19 protein-coding genes and 1 tRNA gene are annotated in these 19,175 nt (G+C 38.1%); 9 read left to right on the forward strand and 11 right to left on the reverse strand.

Going from position 1 to position 19,175, the window contains the following annotated elements:
- Window positions 1–48: 48 nt before the first annotated feature.
- From JI723_RS13490 to JI723_RS13500, 3 genes are all read right to left on the reverse strand, one after another.
- Window positions 49–1,725, reverse strand: a complete 1,677-nt coding sequence (locus tag JI723_RS13490) for an alpha-keto acid decarboxylase family protein (RefSeq protein WP_272580896.1) — start codon at window positions 1,723–1,725, stop codon at window positions 49–51.
- Window positions 1,726–1,863: 138 nt separating this feature from the next.
- Window positions 1,864–2,595 (reverse strand): SDR family oxidoreductase, encoded by a 732-nt coding sequence (locus JI723_RS13495; protein WP_272580897.1) that lies wholly within the window; start codon window positions 2,593–2,595, stop codon window positions 1,864–1,866.
- Between the two features lie 128 nt (window positions 2,596–2,723).
- Window positions 2,724–3,755, reverse strand: coding sequence for a methyltransferase (locus JI723_RS13500; protein ID WP_337979457.1), 1,032 nt, complete (start codon window positions 3,753–3,755; stop codon window positions 2,724–2,726).
- A 1,146-nt stretch (window positions 3,756–4,901) separates the two neighbouring features.
- Here JI723_RS13500 and JI723_RS13505 point away from each other — a divergent pair.
- Window positions 4,902–5,123 (forward strand): hypothetical protein, encoded by a 222-nt coding sequence (locus JI723_RS13505; RefSeq protein WP_319067535.1) that lies wholly within the window; start codon window positions 4,902–4,904, stop codon window positions 5,121–5,123.
- A gap of 132 nt (window positions 5,124–5,255) precedes the next feature.
- Here JI723_RS13505 and JI723_RS13510 read toward each other — a convergent pair whose 3' ends face one another.
- From JI723_RS13510 to JI723_RS13520, 3 genes are all read right to left on the reverse strand, one after another.
- Window positions 5,256–5,840, reverse strand: a complete 585-nt coding sequence (locus JI723_RS13510; protein ID WP_272580899.1) for a YcxB family protein — start codon at window positions 5,838–5,840, stop codon at window positions 5,256–5,258.
- Window positions 5,841–5,917: 77 nt separating this feature from the next.
- A complete protein-coding gene (locus JI723_RS13515) occupies window positions 5,918–6,166 on the reverse strand; it encodes a ProQ/FINO family protein (RefSeq protein WP_272580900.1) in 249 nt (82 codons plus the stop codon).
- A gap of 245 nt (window positions 6,167–6,411) precedes the next feature.
- A tRNA-Ser gene (locus JI723_RS13520) sits at window positions 6,412–6,499 on the reverse strand.
- Between the two features lie 182 nt (window positions 6,500–6,681).
- Between JI723_RS13520 and tusE the strand changes: the two genes are divergently transcribed.
- On the forward strand, window positions 6,682–7,011 hold the full coding sequence (gene tusE / locus JI723_RS13525) for a sulfurtransferase TusE (RefSeq protein ID WP_070924858.1): 330 nt from the start codon (window positions 6,682–6,684) through the stop codon (window positions 7,009–7,011).
- A gap of 11 nt (window positions 7,012–7,022) precedes the next feature.
- Here the strand turns inward: tusE and JI723_RS13530 are convergent, their stop codons facing one another.
- Entirely contained in the window at window positions 7,023–7,304 is a 282-nt protein-coding gene (locus tag JI723_RS13530; RefSeq protein WP_070924859.1) for an acylphosphatase, read from the reverse strand.
- 219 nt (window positions 7,305–7,523) lie between these two features.
- Here JI723_RS13530 and hspQ point away from each other — a divergent pair, with 219 nt between their 5' ends.
- Window positions 7,524–7,847: a heat shock protein HspQ gene (gene hspQ, locus JI723_RS13535; protein WP_175442433.1), complete on the forward strand. Its 324-nt coding sequence runs from the start codon at window positions 7,524–7,526 to the stop codon at window positions 7,845–7,847.
- A gap of 54 nt (window positions 7,848–7,901) precedes the next feature.
- On the opposite strand, the gene JI723_RS13540 is transcribed toward hspQ, so the two are convergent.
- Window positions 7,902–8,315 carry a CoA-binding protein gene (locus JI723_RS13540; protein ID WP_272580901.1) on the reverse strand — a complete coding sequence of 138 codons (414 nt, stop codon included), beginning with the start codon at window positions 8,313–8,315 and terminating at the stop codon, window positions 7,902–7,904.
- A 100-nt stretch (window positions 8,316–8,415) separates the two neighbouring features.
- Here JI723_RS13540 and JI723_RS13545 point away from each other — a divergent pair, with 100 nt between their 5' ends.
- Window positions 8,416–8,874, forward strand: coding sequence for a methylglyoxal synthase (locus JI723_RS13545; protein WP_070924861.1), 459 nt, complete (start codon window positions 8,416–8,418; stop codon window positions 8,872–8,874).
- Between the two features lie 38 nt (window positions 8,875–8,912).
- Here JI723_RS13545 and helD read toward each other — a convergent pair whose 3' ends face one another.
- Entirely contained in the window at window positions 8,913–10,967 is a 2,055-nt protein-coding gene (helD, locus tag JI723_RS13550; protein ID WP_319067536.1) for a DNA helicase IV, read from the reverse strand.
- 122 nt (window positions 10,968–11,089) lie between these two features.
- Here helD and yccS point away from each other — a divergent pair, with 122 nt between their 5' ends.
- The gene (gene yccS / locus JI723_RS13555) at window positions 11,090–13,267 is read left to right on the forward strand and encodes a YccS family putative transporter (protein WP_272580903.1); all 2,178 of its coding nucleotides are present in this window, start codon (window positions 11,090–11,092) and stop codon (window positions 13,265–13,267) included.
- Between the two features lie 84 nt (window positions 13,268–13,351).
- Here the strand turns inward: yccS and JI723_RS13560 are convergent, their stop codons facing one another.
- Window positions 13,352–13,954 (reverse strand): TfoX/Sxy family DNA transformation protein, encoded by a 603-nt coding sequence (locus tag JI723_RS13560; protein ID WP_318706611.1) that lies wholly within the window; start codon window positions 13,952–13,954, stop codon window positions 13,352–13,354.
- A 230-nt stretch (window positions 13,955–14,184) separates the two neighbouring features.
- Between JI723_RS13560 and sulA the strand changes: the two genes are divergently transcribed.
- Window positions 14,185–14,706 (forward strand): SOS-induced cell division inhibitor SulA, encoded by a 522-nt coding sequence (gene sulA / locus JI723_RS13565; protein ID WP_272580904.1) that lies wholly within the window; start codon window positions 14,185–14,187, stop codon window positions 14,704–14,706.
- A gap of 355 nt (window positions 14,707–15,061) precedes the next feature.
- Window positions 15,062–16,135 (forward strand): porin OmpA, encoded by a 1,074-nt coding sequence (ompA, locus tag JI723_RS13570; protein ID WP_319067539.1) that lies wholly within the window; start codon window positions 15,062–15,064, stop codon window positions 16,133–16,135.
- A gap of 302 nt (window positions 16,136–16,437) precedes the next feature.
- On the opposite strand, the gene matP is transcribed toward ompA, so the two are convergent.
- The gene (matP, locus tag JI723_RS13575; RefSeq protein ID WP_070924867.1) at window positions 16,438–16,896 is read right to left on the reverse strand and encodes a macrodomain Ter protein MatP; all 459 of its coding nucleotides are present in this window, start codon (window positions 16,894–16,896) and stop codon (window positions 16,438–16,440) included.
- 164 nt (window positions 16,897–17,060) lie between these two features.
- On the opposite strand from matP, the gene JI723_RS13580 reads away from it, so the two are divergent.
- Window positions 17,061–17,237: a GhoT/OrtT family toxin gene (locus tag JI723_RS13580; protein WP_081335818.1), complete on the forward strand. Its 177-nt coding sequence runs from the start codon at window positions 17,061–17,063 to the stop codon at window positions 17,235–17,237.
- 181 nt (window positions 17,238–17,418) lie between these two features.
- Window positions 17,419–19,155, forward strand: a complete 1,737-nt coding sequence (locus JI723_RS13585) for a Lon protease family protein (protein ID WP_272580906.1) — start codon at window positions 17,419–17,421, stop codon at window positions 19,153–19,155.
- The last annotated feature ends 20 nt before the right edge of the window (window positions 19,156–19,175 follow it).

The raw sequence follows: 19,175 nt of genomic DNA on the forward strand, positions 1-19,175 counted from the left end.
CATTATCATCAATAGACGAATATACAAGACCAACATATTAACAATAATCTATCTCTGCTCCACCATATTATTCTTTAAGGCAATAGAAATATCATCTAATATTTTCGGAGTATCCATTTTAGGTAAAATCACTTCAATAAAAGCGAGTTGATTACAATTAGCCACCTCCTCTAAAGCACATTTCAATTGTTCTGTCTCCGTTATACGTCTTACGAATGCCGGATATTGATTTGCGAATGCTTTAAATAATAGTGTCCAGTCCCATGCGGTAATATCATTGTATACCTGTTCAGGACCATGGATTGCACGTTCAACAGTATAACCTTGATTATTCATTAAAAATATTATTGGCTTTAATCCATTTCTTAACATAGTTCCTAGTTCTTGCACTGTAAATTGTGCCGCTCCATCACCAATTAACAATATGACTCGACGATTAGGTTCAGCAAGTTGAGCCCCAAAAGTAGCTGCTAAGGAAAAACCAACAGATGCCCACAAAGATTGGATCACAAATTTACAATTTTCGGGTAATATGAGTTCAGCCGCCCCGAAACATGAAGTGCCTTGATCGGTAAATAATATATCATTTGGCCGAATAAATTTTTGAATTTCACGCCAAAAAGAACGCTGATCCAATTTGGATTTACTGCTCTGAAATAACGGAGGCGACAACGATGGTGGATTAATTATTGGTAATGACCATTGTTGCACAAGAGATAATGTTAATTGGTGAAGAGCTTTAATTGCATCTTCCATTGGTATTTGAGTAAAAACTTGATGCCCCACTCTAGCTTCATTAGGGTGAATACTAATACAGTTTTCAGTTGGTAATTTATGACTAAAGCCCGCAGTTGCTGTATCAATAAATAACACCCCGATGTTAATTGTAACATCAACGTTTTCTATTAGATTTTTTATTTCAACTTCGCTTGCTGCTCCTATATAAGTTCCCGCATAATTAGAATGATTTTCATTGAATACACCTTTACCAAAAAGCAAAGCTGAATGAGGAAGTGCCACTTCATCCATCCACTGCTGTAGCAATGGTTGTACATTAAGTCTTTCAGCAAGACAACCCGCAAGTACTGATACTTTTTTTGTGCCTGTGAGTTTTTTACGTGCGGATTCAATAAACATTTTTAGCGATGTGTTTGATAAAACGTTTGTTGGTAATACCAACGGCGCTGGTTTAGACTCGAGCGGTAATATCGCTACATCGCAAGGAATGACCAAATGTACAGGACGATGCTCACTCAAAGCAATCGTAATTAATCTATCTATTTCTGATTCTGCATTACTTGGCGTTAGGCAAGCTTGGGCAACACTGACTTCTTTTGCCATACGAGAAAAATGTTCGAAATCACCATCACCAAGGGAATGATGTAACAATAATCCATCTCGCTGGAATTGTAATACTGGAGCGCCAATAATGTGAATAATAGGAAGATATTCTGCATAAGCTCCCGCAATTCCATTGATTGCACTTAATTCTCCGACACCAAATGTGGTTAACATCGCAGATGCAGGCTTACAACGAGCATAGCCATCAGCAGCATAAGATGCATTAAGTTCATTTGCACAACCAATCCAATCAATTTGAGGATGACTGATAACATGATCAAGGAACTGCAAATTGTAATCGCCCGGAACACCAAATAAGTGATGAATGCCTATTTGAGCAAGCCGATCTAAAAGATAATCTGCTACAGTATAACTCTTCTTCATTATCATACCTACTAAAATGAGAGTGCAATGAGATATAAAATCGATTTCAACTATCCGACAATTACCTGATACTTTTTAATAGGCCAGCCTATTAAATTTGACTTCATTAATACAATTAAAAGATTATTTATAATAAAGTTAAAATTCTTGTTGCGTGGGGCGTAATATAATCTCATTAATATCTACATCTGCCGGTTGCTCAATAGCATAAGCAATAGCTCGTGCAATAGAATCAGGTGGGATAGCTTGCTTATAAAAATCAATTATTGATTGTAAGCTTGTAGGATCACTACTGCCAAATTTTAATTCGGAATCGATAACACCGGGACAAATTGTTGTTGTCCTAATATTTTTGTCAACTTCACTTCGTAGACCTTCCGATATAGCGCGTAGAGCAAATTTTGTTCCACTATATACAGTTCCTCCTGGACTAAATACTTTTACGCCCGCTACGGAAGATATATTAATAAAATGGCCACTTTTTTGTCTTTCAAATATAGGAAGCACTTCGGCAATCCCATATAAAGGTCCCTTAATATTAATATCAATCATTTTTTCCCACTCATCCACTTTACTAAGGTTTAGAGGAGAAATAGCCATTAAGCCGGCATTATTAATTAACACATCAATTTTCCCAAATTGAGAAAGTGTTGTATTTACTAAATTTTTAACATCGCTATATTTAGTCACATCAGTCGGCACAACAAGAGTTTTTCCAACACAAGCTTGTGCCAACTTTTCTAGAAGCTCCTCTCGGCGTGCTGCTAACACAACTATTGCTTTTTTACTTGAAAGATAAAGAGCCGTAGATGCACCAATACCACTACTTGCTCCCGTAATTATAATGACTTTACCTGCAATCGCTTCCATCTTGCACCTCCTAATTATTTAAGCAGTAAATGATTATTACTGCTCGTTATATATTAACCAAGCATATATATCAGTAAGATTGTATTACAATTTCTACCTATATATATTTTGCAGATTTATTTGGATTTTTATTTAGGAATTGCCTCGACAATCGACACATAACAACCTGTATCAATTATTCGATTAAGTTTTAAGTCTGCACTATCAAGTAATGCTTTCAATTCTGCTTCACTACGAGTCTGCCCACCATCAAAACTTGCTAAGAGTAATAGGTCTATTAAATTACCGCCATGCCAGTGATTACCAGTTGGAATAACAGGCTCTAAAATAAGTAATTTAGAGTTGTCATTCATCGCATTACGGCAACTTTGTAATATTTTTTGTGCTTTATCCGTTGGCCAATCCATAGTGATATATTTTAATAGATAGAAATCTGCTTCAGGGCATGATTCAAAAAAGTTCCCCGCTTGAATTCCCCATCTTGTAGAATCATCTAAGTCATCAAGCCGATGTTTTTTTAGAATTTCAGGCTGATCGAATAATATGCCATGTAGAGTCTTATTACTTTGTAAAACCGTTAATAATAATCCGCCCATCCCTCCGGCAATATCGACAACTGTCGAATTATCAGGAAAGTCATACCGCTGAGTTAGAAAATAGTTTTCAACTGTAGACATTGAAGACATCCCAGTGTGAAAACTATAGCCATTTTCATAATTTTTTTTGTCTGCCCAATATTCATAAAAAGACTCCCCAAACATATCTCTAAAAGGAATATCACTACGTAAACTATGAATTAAATTACCTAATGGTTCCCAAAATGTTTTATCTGTCAGCATAAGAACAGCATCATGTAATGAATGAAATTGATCGGTCCGAAGAAATTCAGCTGCGGGGGTTAACTCAAATTTACCATCACTCGTTTGTGCAAAAATATCCTTAGCAGCCAGCATTCTCATAACTCTGAAAAGTTGTTTAGGATTAACATCCGCTTCTTTTGCAAGCTCATCAATTGTTTTAGCACCATTTTTTAACTTATCAGCGATATCTAAAAGTGTAGCTACTCTCAATGATGCTTGAAACGTAAATCCCATTGCTTGTTCTAATAAATAAACCGCCGCACTTTCATTTTTAGATATGTAAGTATCATCATTTAACATGTAATTGTTCCTCTTAGTATTAAAAAATAATTAGATGAACCTAATGTACGGTAAAAGATGCGTGTTTACGTTTATTTTCATTGAGATACATTAACATTTAAAAATAAGCTTAATATTCTTTACAAAGCATTATTTTTATTACTCTCAATAAAGAAATAGAGGATTAGGCTCATCGTTCATTCACACACACCTTTAACATAAAAAATAACATAGTGAAACAAATCTTATTGAAATAAATTCATCTAGAGAATGATCATCATGAATATATTTAACATTCACATATTCATATATGGGCATCATTCATTCTGGTTTATTTTCATATAAAGTCAAGGTAATGGAAATTAATTTACACAAATAAATTTAATCATTTAAAAACAATTAATTAGAGAAATAAATCCTTATTTAAATCTCTTTCAATCTCATATTTTTAATAAATTCAAAAATTAACCATAACAATAATAACAAATTGACATTATTTATATTGATAATAGTTTTACCTATAAAATATAAAAATGAAGTTATAGTTTATGACTTAAAGTTAATTAATTCACCTACGAAACTCTAAATAGAGTTAATATTTACAAAGATTATTAATTTAGGATTTATTACAAGAATTGGCTTGGTAAAAAACACTGATATGATTAATCAATTAGTTTTGTTAGAAGTAATAATAAATAGTTTCAAAAATAAGTCATATTAAGATAAAAGAGACTAGTTTATTCTTTGTACGCTACCATCATTACTGACATCTTTTAACATTATTTTTAATTCACTGATAAATTTAATGCCTATAAAATAGTACTAGAAGCACTTAGAATAAAAAATATTATGAGAATAAATAGGATGCTCTCATTAGTGGATAAAAATACAGCCATATAATAACTATTACATTAATAATAAAATGTTAGTTAAAATTTAACATTAGTTTCATTAAAAAATCATTACTAAAAAGAACTATTTTTGATAAAAAGTGAATCACCAAGGCTACGTGATCGTCGCTTTTTTATTTACAGTAACTAATTGATATTTATTAAGAGTAGTTATCTGAATTATGGAGTAAATACCTTATCAATGGCGCCCCTTGATTTAGAGCTTCTTAATGCTACATGCTACAATACTTCATGCTAAAATTATTGGAGTTAATGTATGTCACACAATAGCTCGCGGTCAAAAGTCCTCAATCCTGAATTACCTTTAAATCAAAGAGCATCCCATGCTAGAAGCTGCGCTAATCATGTTTCGGCTAGACTTGATATAACACGAGAGGAGCTATTTAAAATCACAATAAAAGCGACAGGTGTAGACTTGAATAAACCAAAAAATGAAAATGAGCTAATGGTAGCTTTTAGTTATTTTGAACAACTCTGATATGCTGCGATGACAGTATTACCAGTACCAGTCCAAAGTAGTGAAGGATGAAAATGTTGAAAGAGGAAGTTAATGACTAACGTGTAGGAAAACTAGCTATATGCCGCCTCGGCTTATGCGTTGGCGATATTTTTATTTAGATTTATGACTTGCTATTTGCTCCATTACGAACTGATGTAGCTCTTTAAACTCCCCCTCTGATAGAACTCTTGCAGGGATAACGGTTCCTTCACCACCAAAAGCAAAAATAAACATGTACTCTTCCTCGATATAGCACTCTTCTATATTCGACCAAAACATTCTAACTAGAGTCTCTTTCGTAATACTGTCTATATATTTCCTGTTAATTTTAACCTTGACTAATCTATCGGGATTACTTTGTTCTTTTTCCTCATTTTTTCTTATGTAACGTTGCTCTATGCGAAATGTAATATACAAACATATCAAAGAAATTAATAAGCCACAAAAACACAAAAAACCTATATTTTTAAGACCTGAAAACTCATCCAACTTCGAATAAGCCTCATAACCAATTATTAACAATGCGCCGCCCAGCACAATCGATGCTATAGAAAATAAATTCCATAGCTTAGTGAATAATCTGTATGGCATTTTTTCTTTATCTATAATGGCAGTTGCTGGCTGTTGTATTAATTTTCGTATTTTCTCTGCTTCTAATCTCGATGCTGAAAACTGAATTTGATAACGGCTCTTCATCAATATTAATCCCTTAATTAATCATAGAAAGTAAGTACCAGAATCAACAATGAATCTGGATGTTTAAACGCAATTTATTATTTATTGTTCCATTTCGCCAGTTTTTGTTCTGCTATAGCTTGTTGTTCTGGTGTAACCTCTCCGTTAGATTGCTCGTTCATATCAAACCGATTGCCAACCAAAGTAAGGACTTTCAAATAAACCTTGCGACTAATGTATGACTGTAATCCCTGTTTAATGCGGCTCTCTCGGATATCCAAACCTTTCTCTTTAACCTCAGCAATCATGGCTTCCTTGATACCAGCCTTTGGAGTTGCTAATTTCAACTAATAAAGATAGCCCATTACCATCCGCCAGCGTGTAGGATTTTTTTTGGCTTGGCACGCTTGATATGCCATATCTATTCGCTTTATAACTCATTAATATTATATAGGAAAATTGTAGAGAGAATTTCTCTACAGAAACCTATACAACAAATTATATAGATTTAGAAATATGTTAGTAGATTTTGGTGGAATGCTTGATTTACTTGGGATTGGAAGACTTTGGAAGACGTTACTAGAAGTGAAGATGGCGGAGGAGGAGAGATTCGAACTCTCGGATGGTTTCCCATCGGCGGTTTTCAAGACCGCTGCCTTCAGCCGCTCGGCCACCCCTCCGCAATGACGTGCACTATAAACATCTGAGCGTTGGATGTAAACCCCTTATCATGTCAATTGCTATAAAAATAGGCGCTTAGTGTGTTGATGGACTAAATTATCAACATATCTAACGGGTTGCTTGGGTTATTGACTATTTTTTGCTAAATTTGCAGTCTATTTTTGTTTAGGTTGAAATGTGTATGTTGCTTTTTAACGGTCAAGAAATTGAGACTGATTCTCAGGGCTATCTTATTGATAGCCAACAATGGAGCGAAGCGCTTATCCCTCTACTTGCAGAGCAAGAAAACATTACTCTGACAGAAGAACACCTTGAAATCGTTCGCTTTGTTCGTGCCTTTTATTTGGAGTTTAATACTTCCCCCGCAATCCGCATGTTAGTGAAAGCTGTCTCTCAACAATTTGGAGAGGAAAAAGGAAATAGCCGCTATTTATATCGACTATTCCCTAAAGGCCCAGCTAAGCAAGCAACTAAGCTCGCGGGACTCCCTAAACCCGTAAAATGTATCTAATTGTACAGCAGTTAATAGCGGACTGAAAAATCCGCTATTTTATCTGTTTGCCAATTTTCGCTGAAATAATGGTCAATTTTTGCGCCTGGGGGGCCACCTGCATTTAGCCATTCTTCGACAAAACTAATGTCTTGCTCTGAGCCATTAATGGCCAAAGTAACACTTCCATCATCGCGATTACATACATAGCCTTTAATGCCGTTTTGATTTGCCCAATGATAGGTTTGGTAGCGAAAGCCTACACCTTGAACGCGACCATAGATATAAAATAAACGTCCACCTGTTGCTGTCATTTTTATCCCCCATTATCAGTACTCTAATTATTAATGTGCTATTTATTACTGTTGTGTTTTTTTCACCGAACAGATAATCTGAGACTGAGGCACTGCTTTTCATGTTACATATAAGACAGTGTATTGCGTTATGAGTATTTGTCCATACATTGGCTTGAAAACGCGGAACACTGCCCAAATATAGAGTTATAGCATAAGCAAGGCTTTTAGGAGGTGGCTATGATGATCACCAGTAAATATGGTATAGGGCAACAAGTTAGGCATAAACTACTCGGCTACCTAGGTGTTGTCGTGGATGTTGATGCAGAATACTCGCTCGAACAACCACACGATGACGACGATATTGCAGCAAATAGCGCATTACGTGATCTGCCTTGGTATCATGTTGTAATGGAGGATGATAACGGCGATGCAATTCATACCTATTTGGCAGAAGCCCAAATTACATATGAAGCCGCTGATGACCATCCAGAGCAACCCTCTATGGACGAATTGGCAGAATCCATTCGCTCACAATTACAAGCACCACGCCTACGTAACTAACTGATTATCAAACTTACAGTAAAGCAGCAATATCGCTGCTTTACTGCATATTGGTTATTTTTCTAACCCTAACGCTGGGATCTCTTGTTTTGGGCACCTATCCATAACACATTGCATACCCGCATCAAGTGCTATCTGTTGAGCTTCTTCGCTAACAACCCCTTTTTGTAACCACAGAACTTTCGCTCTCGCTTCTACCGCTTCATGGGCGACTCCTACCGCTGCTTCAGCATTACGAAACACATCTACCATATCAATAGGTTGTGGGATCTCACTTAATTTAGCGTACACTGTTTGCCCTAATAAAGTTTGACCTGCCAATTTAGGACTAACAGGGATCACGATATAACCCTGCTCCAATAAATACTCCATCACTTCATAACTTGGCCGATCTTTTTTATCGCTGGCCCCAACCAGTGCAATCGTGTTAACGCTACGTAATATTTCTGCAATTTCTTGACTAGTCATCAAAATATCTCCCAAAATCAGTAAACTATTAACTCACAATATGATATATCTGATGCCGCATAGTAGCTCGATTGAGCCACGCTAATTTTAAGGGAACATCATGGAATCAACCACTCGTACAATAAAAACCCCTAAGAACATAGCTCTTGTTGCCCATGACCACTGTAAGTCTTCACTACTCGCTTGGGCAACAAAAAATAGTGAACAACTTAAGCCACATCAACTATTTGGAACGGGTACCACCGCTAAATTGCTTACCCATCACACTGGGCTGAATGTAACAGGTATGCTAAGCGGTCCAATGGGTGGTGACCAACAAATTGGCGCTATGATTGCTGAACAAAAAATTGATGTGCTAATCTTCTTTTGGGATCCGTTAAACGCCGTTCCTCATGATCCCGACGTTAAAGCATTATTACGCTTAGCAACGGTTTGGAATATTCCTGTAGCGACTAATGCTGCAACGGCAGATTTTATCATCACCTCCCCTTACTTTAAGGGTGAAATAGATATTGTGATCCCTGACTACCACCACTATCTACAAGAACGTACAAAATAAAAATTGAGGTGCCGACTCATCTGTTCGGCACCATATCACTATGGCTTTTTCTGTCTAGGAACGCCTAGTTGCCTCAGTATTTCGACAAAGTCTGAAGGTTCATCAGGGTTATAAAGTAACCATACTTGCTGTTTTGCACGCGTCATTGCCACATACAAAAGCCGTCGTTCTTCAGCGTGCTCAAACTCTTCATGCTTAGGTAACAATACCTGCTCCATCACGGATTCTCTAGGTGCAGCAGGAAACCCATCTTTACCTTGATTGAGCCCACAAATGATCACATGGTCAGCTTGCTTACCTTTAGATGCATGAATTGTCATAAATTCAATGTTGAGTTTTGGCCAACGTGTTTTTGCTTTATTTAAAATGTCAGGTCGTAAGTAATGATAACGAGCCAAACATAAGATAGTTTCATCATCCGTGACGTAGCCACTCATTTTATCTAATAAGCGTTCTAGTGCGTTTTCATATAATAAAATAACTGATTTTTTGTTCCCTTTTACTAAGCTATTTAAAGGTTTATCTAGCTGAGTAGGATTCTGCAAAATAAAGCTATTGGCAATTTCCCCTATCCTTTCATTAAAACGATAGGTGGTATCTAAAGCACATTGAGCCCCTTCGCCAAAATTGTGTTCAAAAGATGTCGTGAGATCCAGCTCAGCGCCACTGAAACGATAGATGGCTTGCCAATCGTCGCCGACGGCAAATAGTGCGGTTTGTTTATTTTGCTGACGCAACGCTTGTAATAATTTAGCTCTTAATGGCGAAATATCTTGAAATTCATCGACTAAAATATGTTTCCATGGACTAATAAAGCGACCTTTTTCAAGTAAATTAATTGCTTGATGAATTAATCCTGAAAAATCAATGGCACCTTCAACTTTTAAGGCGTTTTTCCATGCTTTTAATAATGGAGACATCAATCGTATACGCTTTTGAAAGCGATCTTTATACTGCTCATCAGCGGATTCGATCATCTCTTTTTGGCTACCGCCATGCATACGCATTAAGCCTAACCAACGTTCTAAGCGGCTAACAACTTTTTTACTGATTTTTTCATCATGCCAAAATTCACCTTCTGGCACATCCCATTGTAGCTCTTCGGTCAACCATTCACGCCAGCCTTTTGCTTGTGCTTTTTTACTCGCGCACTGCTCACGCCACTCGTTAAGCAATAGCTCCCCTCGTTTTTGTGTATCCGTTTCTAGTTCACTGATCACCGGCGATTTATTGCTACCTTCACGAATAATATGTAAGGCTAGTGCATGGAAGGTTTTTGCTTCTATATCATCTTGATGTAAACGTTGTTGAATACGTTCGTTCATTTCTTGTGCGGCTTTACGACCAAATGCAAGTAATAATATTTGATCTGCTTTTGCTAGCCCTCTTAAAAGCAGCCATCCAGCCCTTGCAACAAGTACTGACGTCTTCCCACTTCCTGCGCCTGCGAGAACTAAAACATTATCTTCACCGTTAATAACGGAGAGTGCTTGGCTAGCGTTAAGTGGCGATGTTTCAACATGTTCGAAAAATTCACTGTAGCGTGACAGTATTGAATCGCACCACTGTTGATTAGTCCGTTGGCGACAACTTTCACCGTTATTCAGCCATTGTAAGCAATACTGATAAGCGGCAGAGCAGTTTTCAAATTGGCTTACGCGAGCCAACGGTAAAGGAAGGGATGAAAACTGTTGGGTGATATTGTGACGAAATGATGCTAATTCACGTAGACTGAACCATTTATCTTGTTGTATTTGTTGTTGAATAGAGTTTGCGAGCGTTGCAAGCACTTGAGCACTAATTTCGCTCATTTCATGGCTCCATAGCTGCCATTTATCATTTAAATAATGATAAAAACGCTGTGTTTGCTTCCACTCCGTTCCATGTAAGCGGACAACTTGCTCGTCCGCCAATTCAAATTCCAACTCTCCCCAAACAATCCCTCTTTTGCAGCGAATATCAATTAATTGGTTAAAAGGGATGAGATACTGATGTTTTTCACCACTTACCTCAATGCCTGCATTTAATAAGCGTACCCGATTATAGGGATGCTGAGCCAGGCGCTGCCCAATCTGTGTTGATTTCAGTTCCATACACCTTGCACCTGAATTATCCAATAATGAAAATGATGGCTGCTTGATTTCAGACGGTTTTTTATTACTTGCAAACAGGCTATCCTATATAGACTAGGGAATGTTTGCCTCTGAGGTACTTTGTGTTAACGCTGCTTACCAGTTATCGTCGTGTTTTATATAACAGCCATGCTTTATATTATATCCGAATATTGATTGCCCTGACAGGGACGACACTGTTCCCTTGGTTATTAGGTCAAGATCCTAAAGTCACGATACCACTCACGTTAGGTATGGTTGCCGCGGCACTCACTGACTTAGATGATAGACTAACTGGCCGTTTAAAAAACCTTGTCATTACCCTGTTATGCTTTTTTATCGCATCCGTTTCAATTGAGCTACTTTTTCCTCACCCAATTTTGTTCTTTTTTGGGTTAGCACTTTCAACTTGCGGCTTTATATTGCTAGGTGCATTGGGGCAACGCTATGCGACCATTGCCTTTGGTGCTTTATTGATTGCTATTTATACCATGTTGGGTGTTCCCATTTTTGATACTTGGTATCAACAACCTGTTTTACTGCTAACGGGTGCAGTTTGGTACAATTTATTGACTTTAATTGGTCATATTCTCTTTCCTGTTCGCCCGTTACAAGATGCAATTACTCAATGCTATCAACAGCTCGCAGCCTACCTAGATGCCAAAGCAAATTTATTTGACCCAGACTTAGAAGATGGTTATCAACAATCTATCTATGATTTAGCTATTGTTAATAGCGCGTTAGTCAACACCATGAATCAAGCTAAAATAGCGCTTCTCAGTCGATTAAAAGGCGATAGAGGACAAAAAGGGACACGTACTACATTACAATATTACTTTGTTGCACAAGATATTCACGAGCGAGCCAGCTCATCCCATATTCAATATCAGCAATTGAGTCGCACATTGCGCCATAGTGATATTCTATTTCGTTTTCAGCGCTTACTGACCATGCAAGCAAGGGCCTGCCAACAAGTCGCACAATCAGTATTGTGGCGTAAACCTTATCAACATAACCCGCGCTTCGAAGGTACTTTCAGCTATCTTGAAAACTCACTTCAGCTCTTAAAACAACAATCACCTGATTTTCATGAGGTAAAAGCCCTTTATAACCTACTCAAGAATTTAAAAGGAATTGATGTACAGTTGAGAGGGCTTAGTCTTGAACAAAGTTCACGACAACAAAATACAAAACAGCTTGAACAACTATCAGATGAATCACTATCTGGCTTCAGTGATATTGTGGCGCGTTTTAAACATCATTTAACCCCTAAATCGGCACTATTTCGCCACGCAGTCAGGATGTCACTACTGCTATGTACAGGTTATGGCATTATTCAATTGTTTGACTTGGAAAGAGGTTACTGGATCCTCTTAACTAGCCTATTCGTTTGTCAACCCAATTATAACGCCACCAAACGACGCCTAGCTTTACGTATTATAGGAACCATTATTGGGATCCTCGTTGGGCTACCGCTGTTAAACTTTATCCCTTCAATGGAAGGGCAACTGACACTAATCGTGATCTCAGGATTACTGTTCTTTGTTTTCCGCAGTAGTCAGTATGCACAAGCCACACTGTTTATTACCTTACTAGTCCTCTTTTGCTTTAATTTATTAGGTGAAGGGTTTGAAGTCGCACTTCCTCGCATTATCGATACTTTAATAGGTTGCTTTATCGCATTTTTGGCGGTGAGCTTTATTTGGCCTGATTGGAAATTTCGCCAATTACCACAAGTGGTACAAAAAACCATGGATAGCAACTGTCGCTACTTAGATGCCATCTTACAACAATACTATCAAGGTAAAGATAATAGCCTTGAATACCGAGTAGCACGCCGTGATGCACATAACAATGATGCAGAGTTTGCCTCTGTCGTTTCTAACATGGCAACCGACCCTAAATCCTACAAAGTAACTCAGGAACAAGCTTTTAGGCTTCTATGCCTTAATCATACTTTGCTGAGTTATATTTCCGCATTTGGTGCTCACCGAGAACAAATACACAATGAAGAAAATCTTGCTATTTTAAGTGATGCAATCTGTTATGTTGAAACATCACTGCAAATCGCCACATTAGATGCCCATTCAGAAGAAAAGTCGGAATGCTTACGTGAAAGCATTACTCACCGAATTGACAATATTACTGCGAGTGACGATGAAAAAACTGGATTAATTATGGAGCAAACAAGATTATTGCTTGAACTCATCCCTGAAATTAAATCCATGATTAAACAGATTAATGCGCCTCTTAGTTCTTCAAGTGAAACCAATACGGCATAACGCATAGAAATAAAACTGATGAGCGGGAGCCAAAATTGCCTTATATGATGATCTTGGCCCCCACTCTTTCAATACCGATTAAAATCACCCTACGCTGTTGTACCAGTTAATTAGCTCTTGTTTAATTGGTGTTGGTAAAACAGCACTATGGTAACCTTCTATCGCCCCAGCCAATCCAATTAATAATTTAATACTTGGAGGAAAACGCCCAAATTGTTTTAATTTTAGAAAACAAGCCTTAGCCCCTATTTCACGTAAATCCTCCGCTTTATGGATACCTATCTTACCGAGCGCTCTTTCAACCGACATATTCATATTAGGAAGATCTTTGATCCTTGTTACCATTGATAGCTTTATCTTCTTCTCCTCAAGCGCGGAACGATAAGCTAAGTCAATGCAGTGCATTAACAGTTCTTCGTTGTGCCAAATTTGCTCTGAAACACGATAGTAACGTAACTCAAGTGGGATACCCTTTTTACTGAAAATCAAGCGTTCTAAGTTAATAGATTCAAAGTAACTTCTCGCGAACAAACATCCCCTTAAATAAAACCATCCTTCTAATATAAGACCAATAATTGCGTTATCAATAATGAGACAATCACCGCCAAAATGATTCTTCCGTTTAATTTCCCCAAAACGTTTTAATAGTTGATCTAACCAATAATCATTTTTTTCCATTAAAGACATACACCCAAACTCCTTATGAGTATTCATCCATCTTGATCCTTGTTGTAACTATAAATATCTAAATTTAACAGACAATTAGCAAATAGATATTTTGAGAGAATCCACCAAAAACTCCAAGAATATTGCAGATAAAAACAACAAACTTGCGAAGCGCTTTGAAAAAATAGGCTTGATATTGGATAAATATACAGTTACTGTACATACATACAGTTTTGTTGGCGAGGTGAATTATGGCTATCTATTCTTGGAATAAAATAACTGAACATTCTGTAAACCACTATGCTCAAACAATGTCTTCAATAACCCAAACGGGTAATGCGCTACAGCAAGGTATGGTGAGTGAACTCATCTATGATGAAAAACATCCTATTATGGATTGTATTTTACTGCCTATGTTGCGCCAGTTCGGTATACAGTCACGTTGGTTGCTTTGGTTAAGCCCGAATAAAAAGCTGAGCCGTCATTGGCTAGAGCAATCTGGTTTGCCTACTAATAAAATCATGCAGTTAAATAATATGGCTTCAATCACAACTATTGAGGCAATGGAAAAAGCACTGAGAAGTGGTAATTACAGTGTAGTGTTAGGTTGGCTTCCAGAATTAAGTGAGCAGGATTTTTGTCGATTACAAAATGCAGCGCAAGAAGGTCATTCTATTGGTTTTATTATGCGCCCACAAAAAACACATAATATCGCGGGTATCCATTCTGGACAGCAAAATAACCTAAAAATTCACTCTAACTATTATCACTAGCCAAGATTAAGAATATTCTTAGTAAATTTGACATTTGGATAAATCAGTCTAGGAAATCGCCGAAAAAATAATTGAGATCAAAGGGATAGATTATAATCAACTCAGAATGTGATTACGGTTATCTCTCTGATTTATCCACTAAAAAAAGTTTTTTTATAACGATTTTTGCTGCCTCTACTTGTATCTTTTTAAGTTCGTTGTAGACTTTAGCTTGTTAAGGTTATGGCATTATTTTTTACTTTTTATAAATTTTTGTAGATAATGTCAGCGAAACCTAGCAAGTATTTTAAACCAATGGCGAATAATAAGGCTCATTGAAGCCATGCCTATATTGGATGATAACGAGGCGTAGAAAATGAAAAAGACAGCTATCGCAGTAGCAGTGGCAGTAGCAGCTTTCGCAACTGTTGCGCAGGCAGCTCCAAAAGACAACACTTGGTATACAGGTGCTAAACTGGGTTGGTCTCACTATGAAGATACCAAATTCACACCAGTTGACCGTACTGACTCTGTAGGTAACAGCACTGATCGTGATACTTTCGGTGCTGGTGCATACGCAGGTTACCAATACAACCAGTACATGGGCTTTGAGCTTGGTTATGACTGGTTTGGTAAAATGAAATACAAAGGTGCTGGTAACAGCGGCGACCTGAAATCTATGGGTGTGTCTCTGACTACCAAACTGAGCTATCCAGTAATGGATGACTTAGACGTTTACACTCGTTTAGGTGGTATGGTTTGGCGTACAGACGTTAAAGCTAACCAAGAAGGCTTTGATAAATACAAAGAAAACGACACTGGCGTTTCTCCTGTATACGCACTGGGTGTTGAATATGCAATCACTCCAAACTGGGCAACTCGTTTAGATTACCAATGGGTTAGCAACATCGGTGATAAAGACAACCTAGGCGTACGTCCTGACAATGGCATGCTGAGCGTTGGTCTAGCATACCGTTTCAACCAAGAAGCAGCTCCAGTTGTTGAGCCAGCTCCAGTTGTTGAGCCAGCTCCAGTTGTTGAGAACAAGCGTTTCACTCTGCGTTCAGACGTTCTGTTCAACTTCAACAAAGCAACTCTGAAACCAGAAGGTCAGCAAGCGCTGAACGAACTGTATAACGAACTGAGCAGCATCGACCCAACTCAAGGTCGCGTACTGGTAGTTGGTTTCACAGACCGTATCGGTTCACAAAACTACAACCTGCCACTGTCACAAAAACGTGCTCAGTCAGTAGTTGATTACCTGGTATCTAAAGGCGTTCCAGCAAGTGCAATCGCTGCTGAAGGTCGTGGTAAAGAAGATCCAGTAACTGGTAACAAATGTGACGACGTTAAAGGCCGTGCAGCTCTGATCGAGTGTCTGGCTCCAGACCGTCGCGTTGAAATCGAAATTCAAGGTACAACTGAAGTTGTAACTCAACCAGGTGCTTAATTCTTAGCCCTAGTTTGAATTTCAGACTGAATATCAGAAACCCCATTTCGATGGGGTTTTTTTTATCCCTACGATTCAATATATACCAGTTCGTCTAGACAAAAATCCAATCAATCACTCGTTATATTGAAAACTATATGGCGGAGGCAATTTCACGTAGTGGCTATACGAAAAATTCGACAATTGAAGTATGGTAGGTATAGATACTACCCCTTCATTAGAAAGTGGAGGAAGCAATAATAGAATAAAAAGCCACACTGATCATTGACGATCGTTGCAACACACCATCATGATCTGAATAATTATTGTTTACTATTCCCTAATATCGCTTGAAGGTCTTGTTTTAACGAACTCATCTGGCTTTCGTACTTATCTTTATGTTCAGCATCTTCGATCAACTGGATGATCGTCTCAGATAGTGTTTTATTACGTTTTACGGCAAGGTTAGATAAACGCTGCCATACTGAAAAATTGAGATCGATTGATTTCTTTCTAGTATGTTGTTGCTCTGCGTTAAAGTGGCGTTTCCGTCTAGCTCGAATGCTTTGTTTCATCCGATTATCTAATTGCGGATCCATATGCAATGAAATCCACTTTAGAACATCCGTGGGCTGGTTTTCCATTTTCAGTAGTGAACTGATGGCTTCTTCTTCCGCACTTCTTTCGATATAGCGGGTGATTGTTTCACCATTTCTAGATTTTTTGACCAGATATTCCCATTTCCAGCCACATTCCAGATTTTCAAGCTGCTGATATTTCATATATTTTCCCGACGAATATCAATCCTAATTCTATATTAGCAATTTTAGAATAGAGTGCACAATCAAACCACAATATTCAACTTACTATCCACAAAGAAGATAACAACTAAGCACAAAATAGTGTACAATCCGCCGTCATCTGTTAACAATTTAATAAATTAAGCATGTCCACATTCGAATGCATACTCCTAGTATACGGGATAGGCGGTGTATGCTCTGCGCTTGTAACACTACTCCTGACAAAAGATCCTAATATTTTTATGAGACTACTCAGTGCGCTACTTATTGGTTTAACGTGGCCAATGTCATTTCCCGTCGTACTGTTATTTTCTTTATTCTAACCGATTATTCGACAATTATTGCTGCAAGATTGCCTTTCAAACGCTAATATAGCAACCTTGCCCAATGGGTAACAAATTGACCTGAAAACAATGTAAAATATCCAAACAGGATTCAGGCACACGCGCCCTGCTCACCGACAGGCATTTTACTTATAATCATATTAATAGCAGAAAAATTATAGTGATCAGTCAAGAACTAACATGGCAAGGCCTAACCCCCGACTTAATGCCGTATCAGGCTAATTTTGTCTCCTCAGATACCCTGACACCCACGACTTTGTCAGAAATCCAACCAAGACTGTTTGACAGTATTGCGCGTTTTATTAAAGAAAACGCAAGGACTCGATTTATGTTTATCAAGTCCGATGAAAGTGAAGGTTATCTACAGACATTTGCCGAAGCAATCAGCCCTTTACTGACACATTTTTCGCCAATTAATGGTGACTATCAGCTTACCGATAACGAGCAAACATTTAAATGGTGCTCTGATCTTGATGGACGCTTTTCAAGCCGTACAAGTATCGCTTACCGTCATTGGATCGAACCTGAGCAATTGTTTGGCTACGTTACCCCATCAAGACAACTCATTCCAGGCCTATTACACCATGTTAATGGTGGTGTATTAATTTTGTCGGCGGCGGCGCTAGTCTCTCAACCTCTAATGTGGCAGAGATTACAAAGCATGGTTGCGAATCGCCAACTTGAATGGCTACCATTTTCGGATACTCAACCTCTTCCAATAGAGATTGAGCCACAGCCACTTGATCTAAAATTGATCATTGTTGGTGATAGACTCGAACTCGAAGAGTTTGAATATACGCATTCAAATCTGTTTGATAACGCTCTTTACGGTGAATATGAGCCTGTCATGTTCTTTGATGATGAAGAACAATTGACGCTATGGATGCGTTACATCAAATCAATTATTGTCACAAATCAGCTTCCTGAGATTAGTGCTGATGGTTGGCCTGCACTTATTCACCAAGCCACTCGGTTTTGTGAAGATAAATTTAATTTACCCTTAGACACTCATTGGATAACACGTAGATTAACGGATGCCTCCCATTATCAGACAGATAATATCATGGGTCATGAGGCATTTACTCAAGCCGTAGAAAACCGTTTGTGGCGTCATAGTTTCCTTTCTGAACGCTCTCAAGATGATATCTTACAAGAGCAAGTTTTCATTAAAACAGAAGGCGAGGTCATAGGCCAAATCAACGGATTATCTGTTTTACAGTATCCAGGTTACCCAGAAGCATTAGGTGAGCCTTCACGTATCACCTGTGTTGCTCATTTAGGTGATGGTGAATTCATTGATGTTGAACGCAAAGCTGAACTCGGTGGAAATATTCATGCTAAAGGCATGATGATCATGCAAGCCTATTTAAATTATGAGCTAAAATTAGAGCAACCTCAGCCATTCTCAGCGTCAATTGTTTTTGAGCAATCATATGGTGAGGTAGATGGTGATAGCGCTTCACTCGCTGAGCTATGTGCTCTCATTAGTGCACTAGCACTTCAGCCTATCGATCAACAAATTGCGGTGACCGGTTCCGTTGATCAGTTCGGTTATGTCCAACCGATTGGTGGCGTTAATGAGAAGATCGAGGGTTTTTATGATATTTGTGCTAAACGTGGGCTAACGGGAAATCAAGGGGTGATCATCCCAATGGCAAATGTTCGCCATCTGTGTACCAATGAAGCTGTGACGAATTCGGTTAAAGAAGGTCAATTTCATATTTGGCCTGTTGAACATGTTGCTCAAGCGATTACCTTACTCACTCGACAGCCTTATTTTGAGCAACAAGTTGAAGGCGACAACGTACACTTGTTAGCTCTAATTCAAGAACGTATAAACCAAGCAAATTCGCCAGAAAAGCCAAAACTACCTTGGTTCCTAAAATGGCTCGGCTGAAGAAAAAAATATCAGATCGG

The organism is Providencia manganoxydans (assembly GCF_016618195.1).
Taxonomy (GTDB): domain Bacteria; phylum Pseudomonadota; class Gammaproteobacteria; order Enterobacterales; family Enterobacteriaceae; genus Providencia; species Providencia manganoxydans.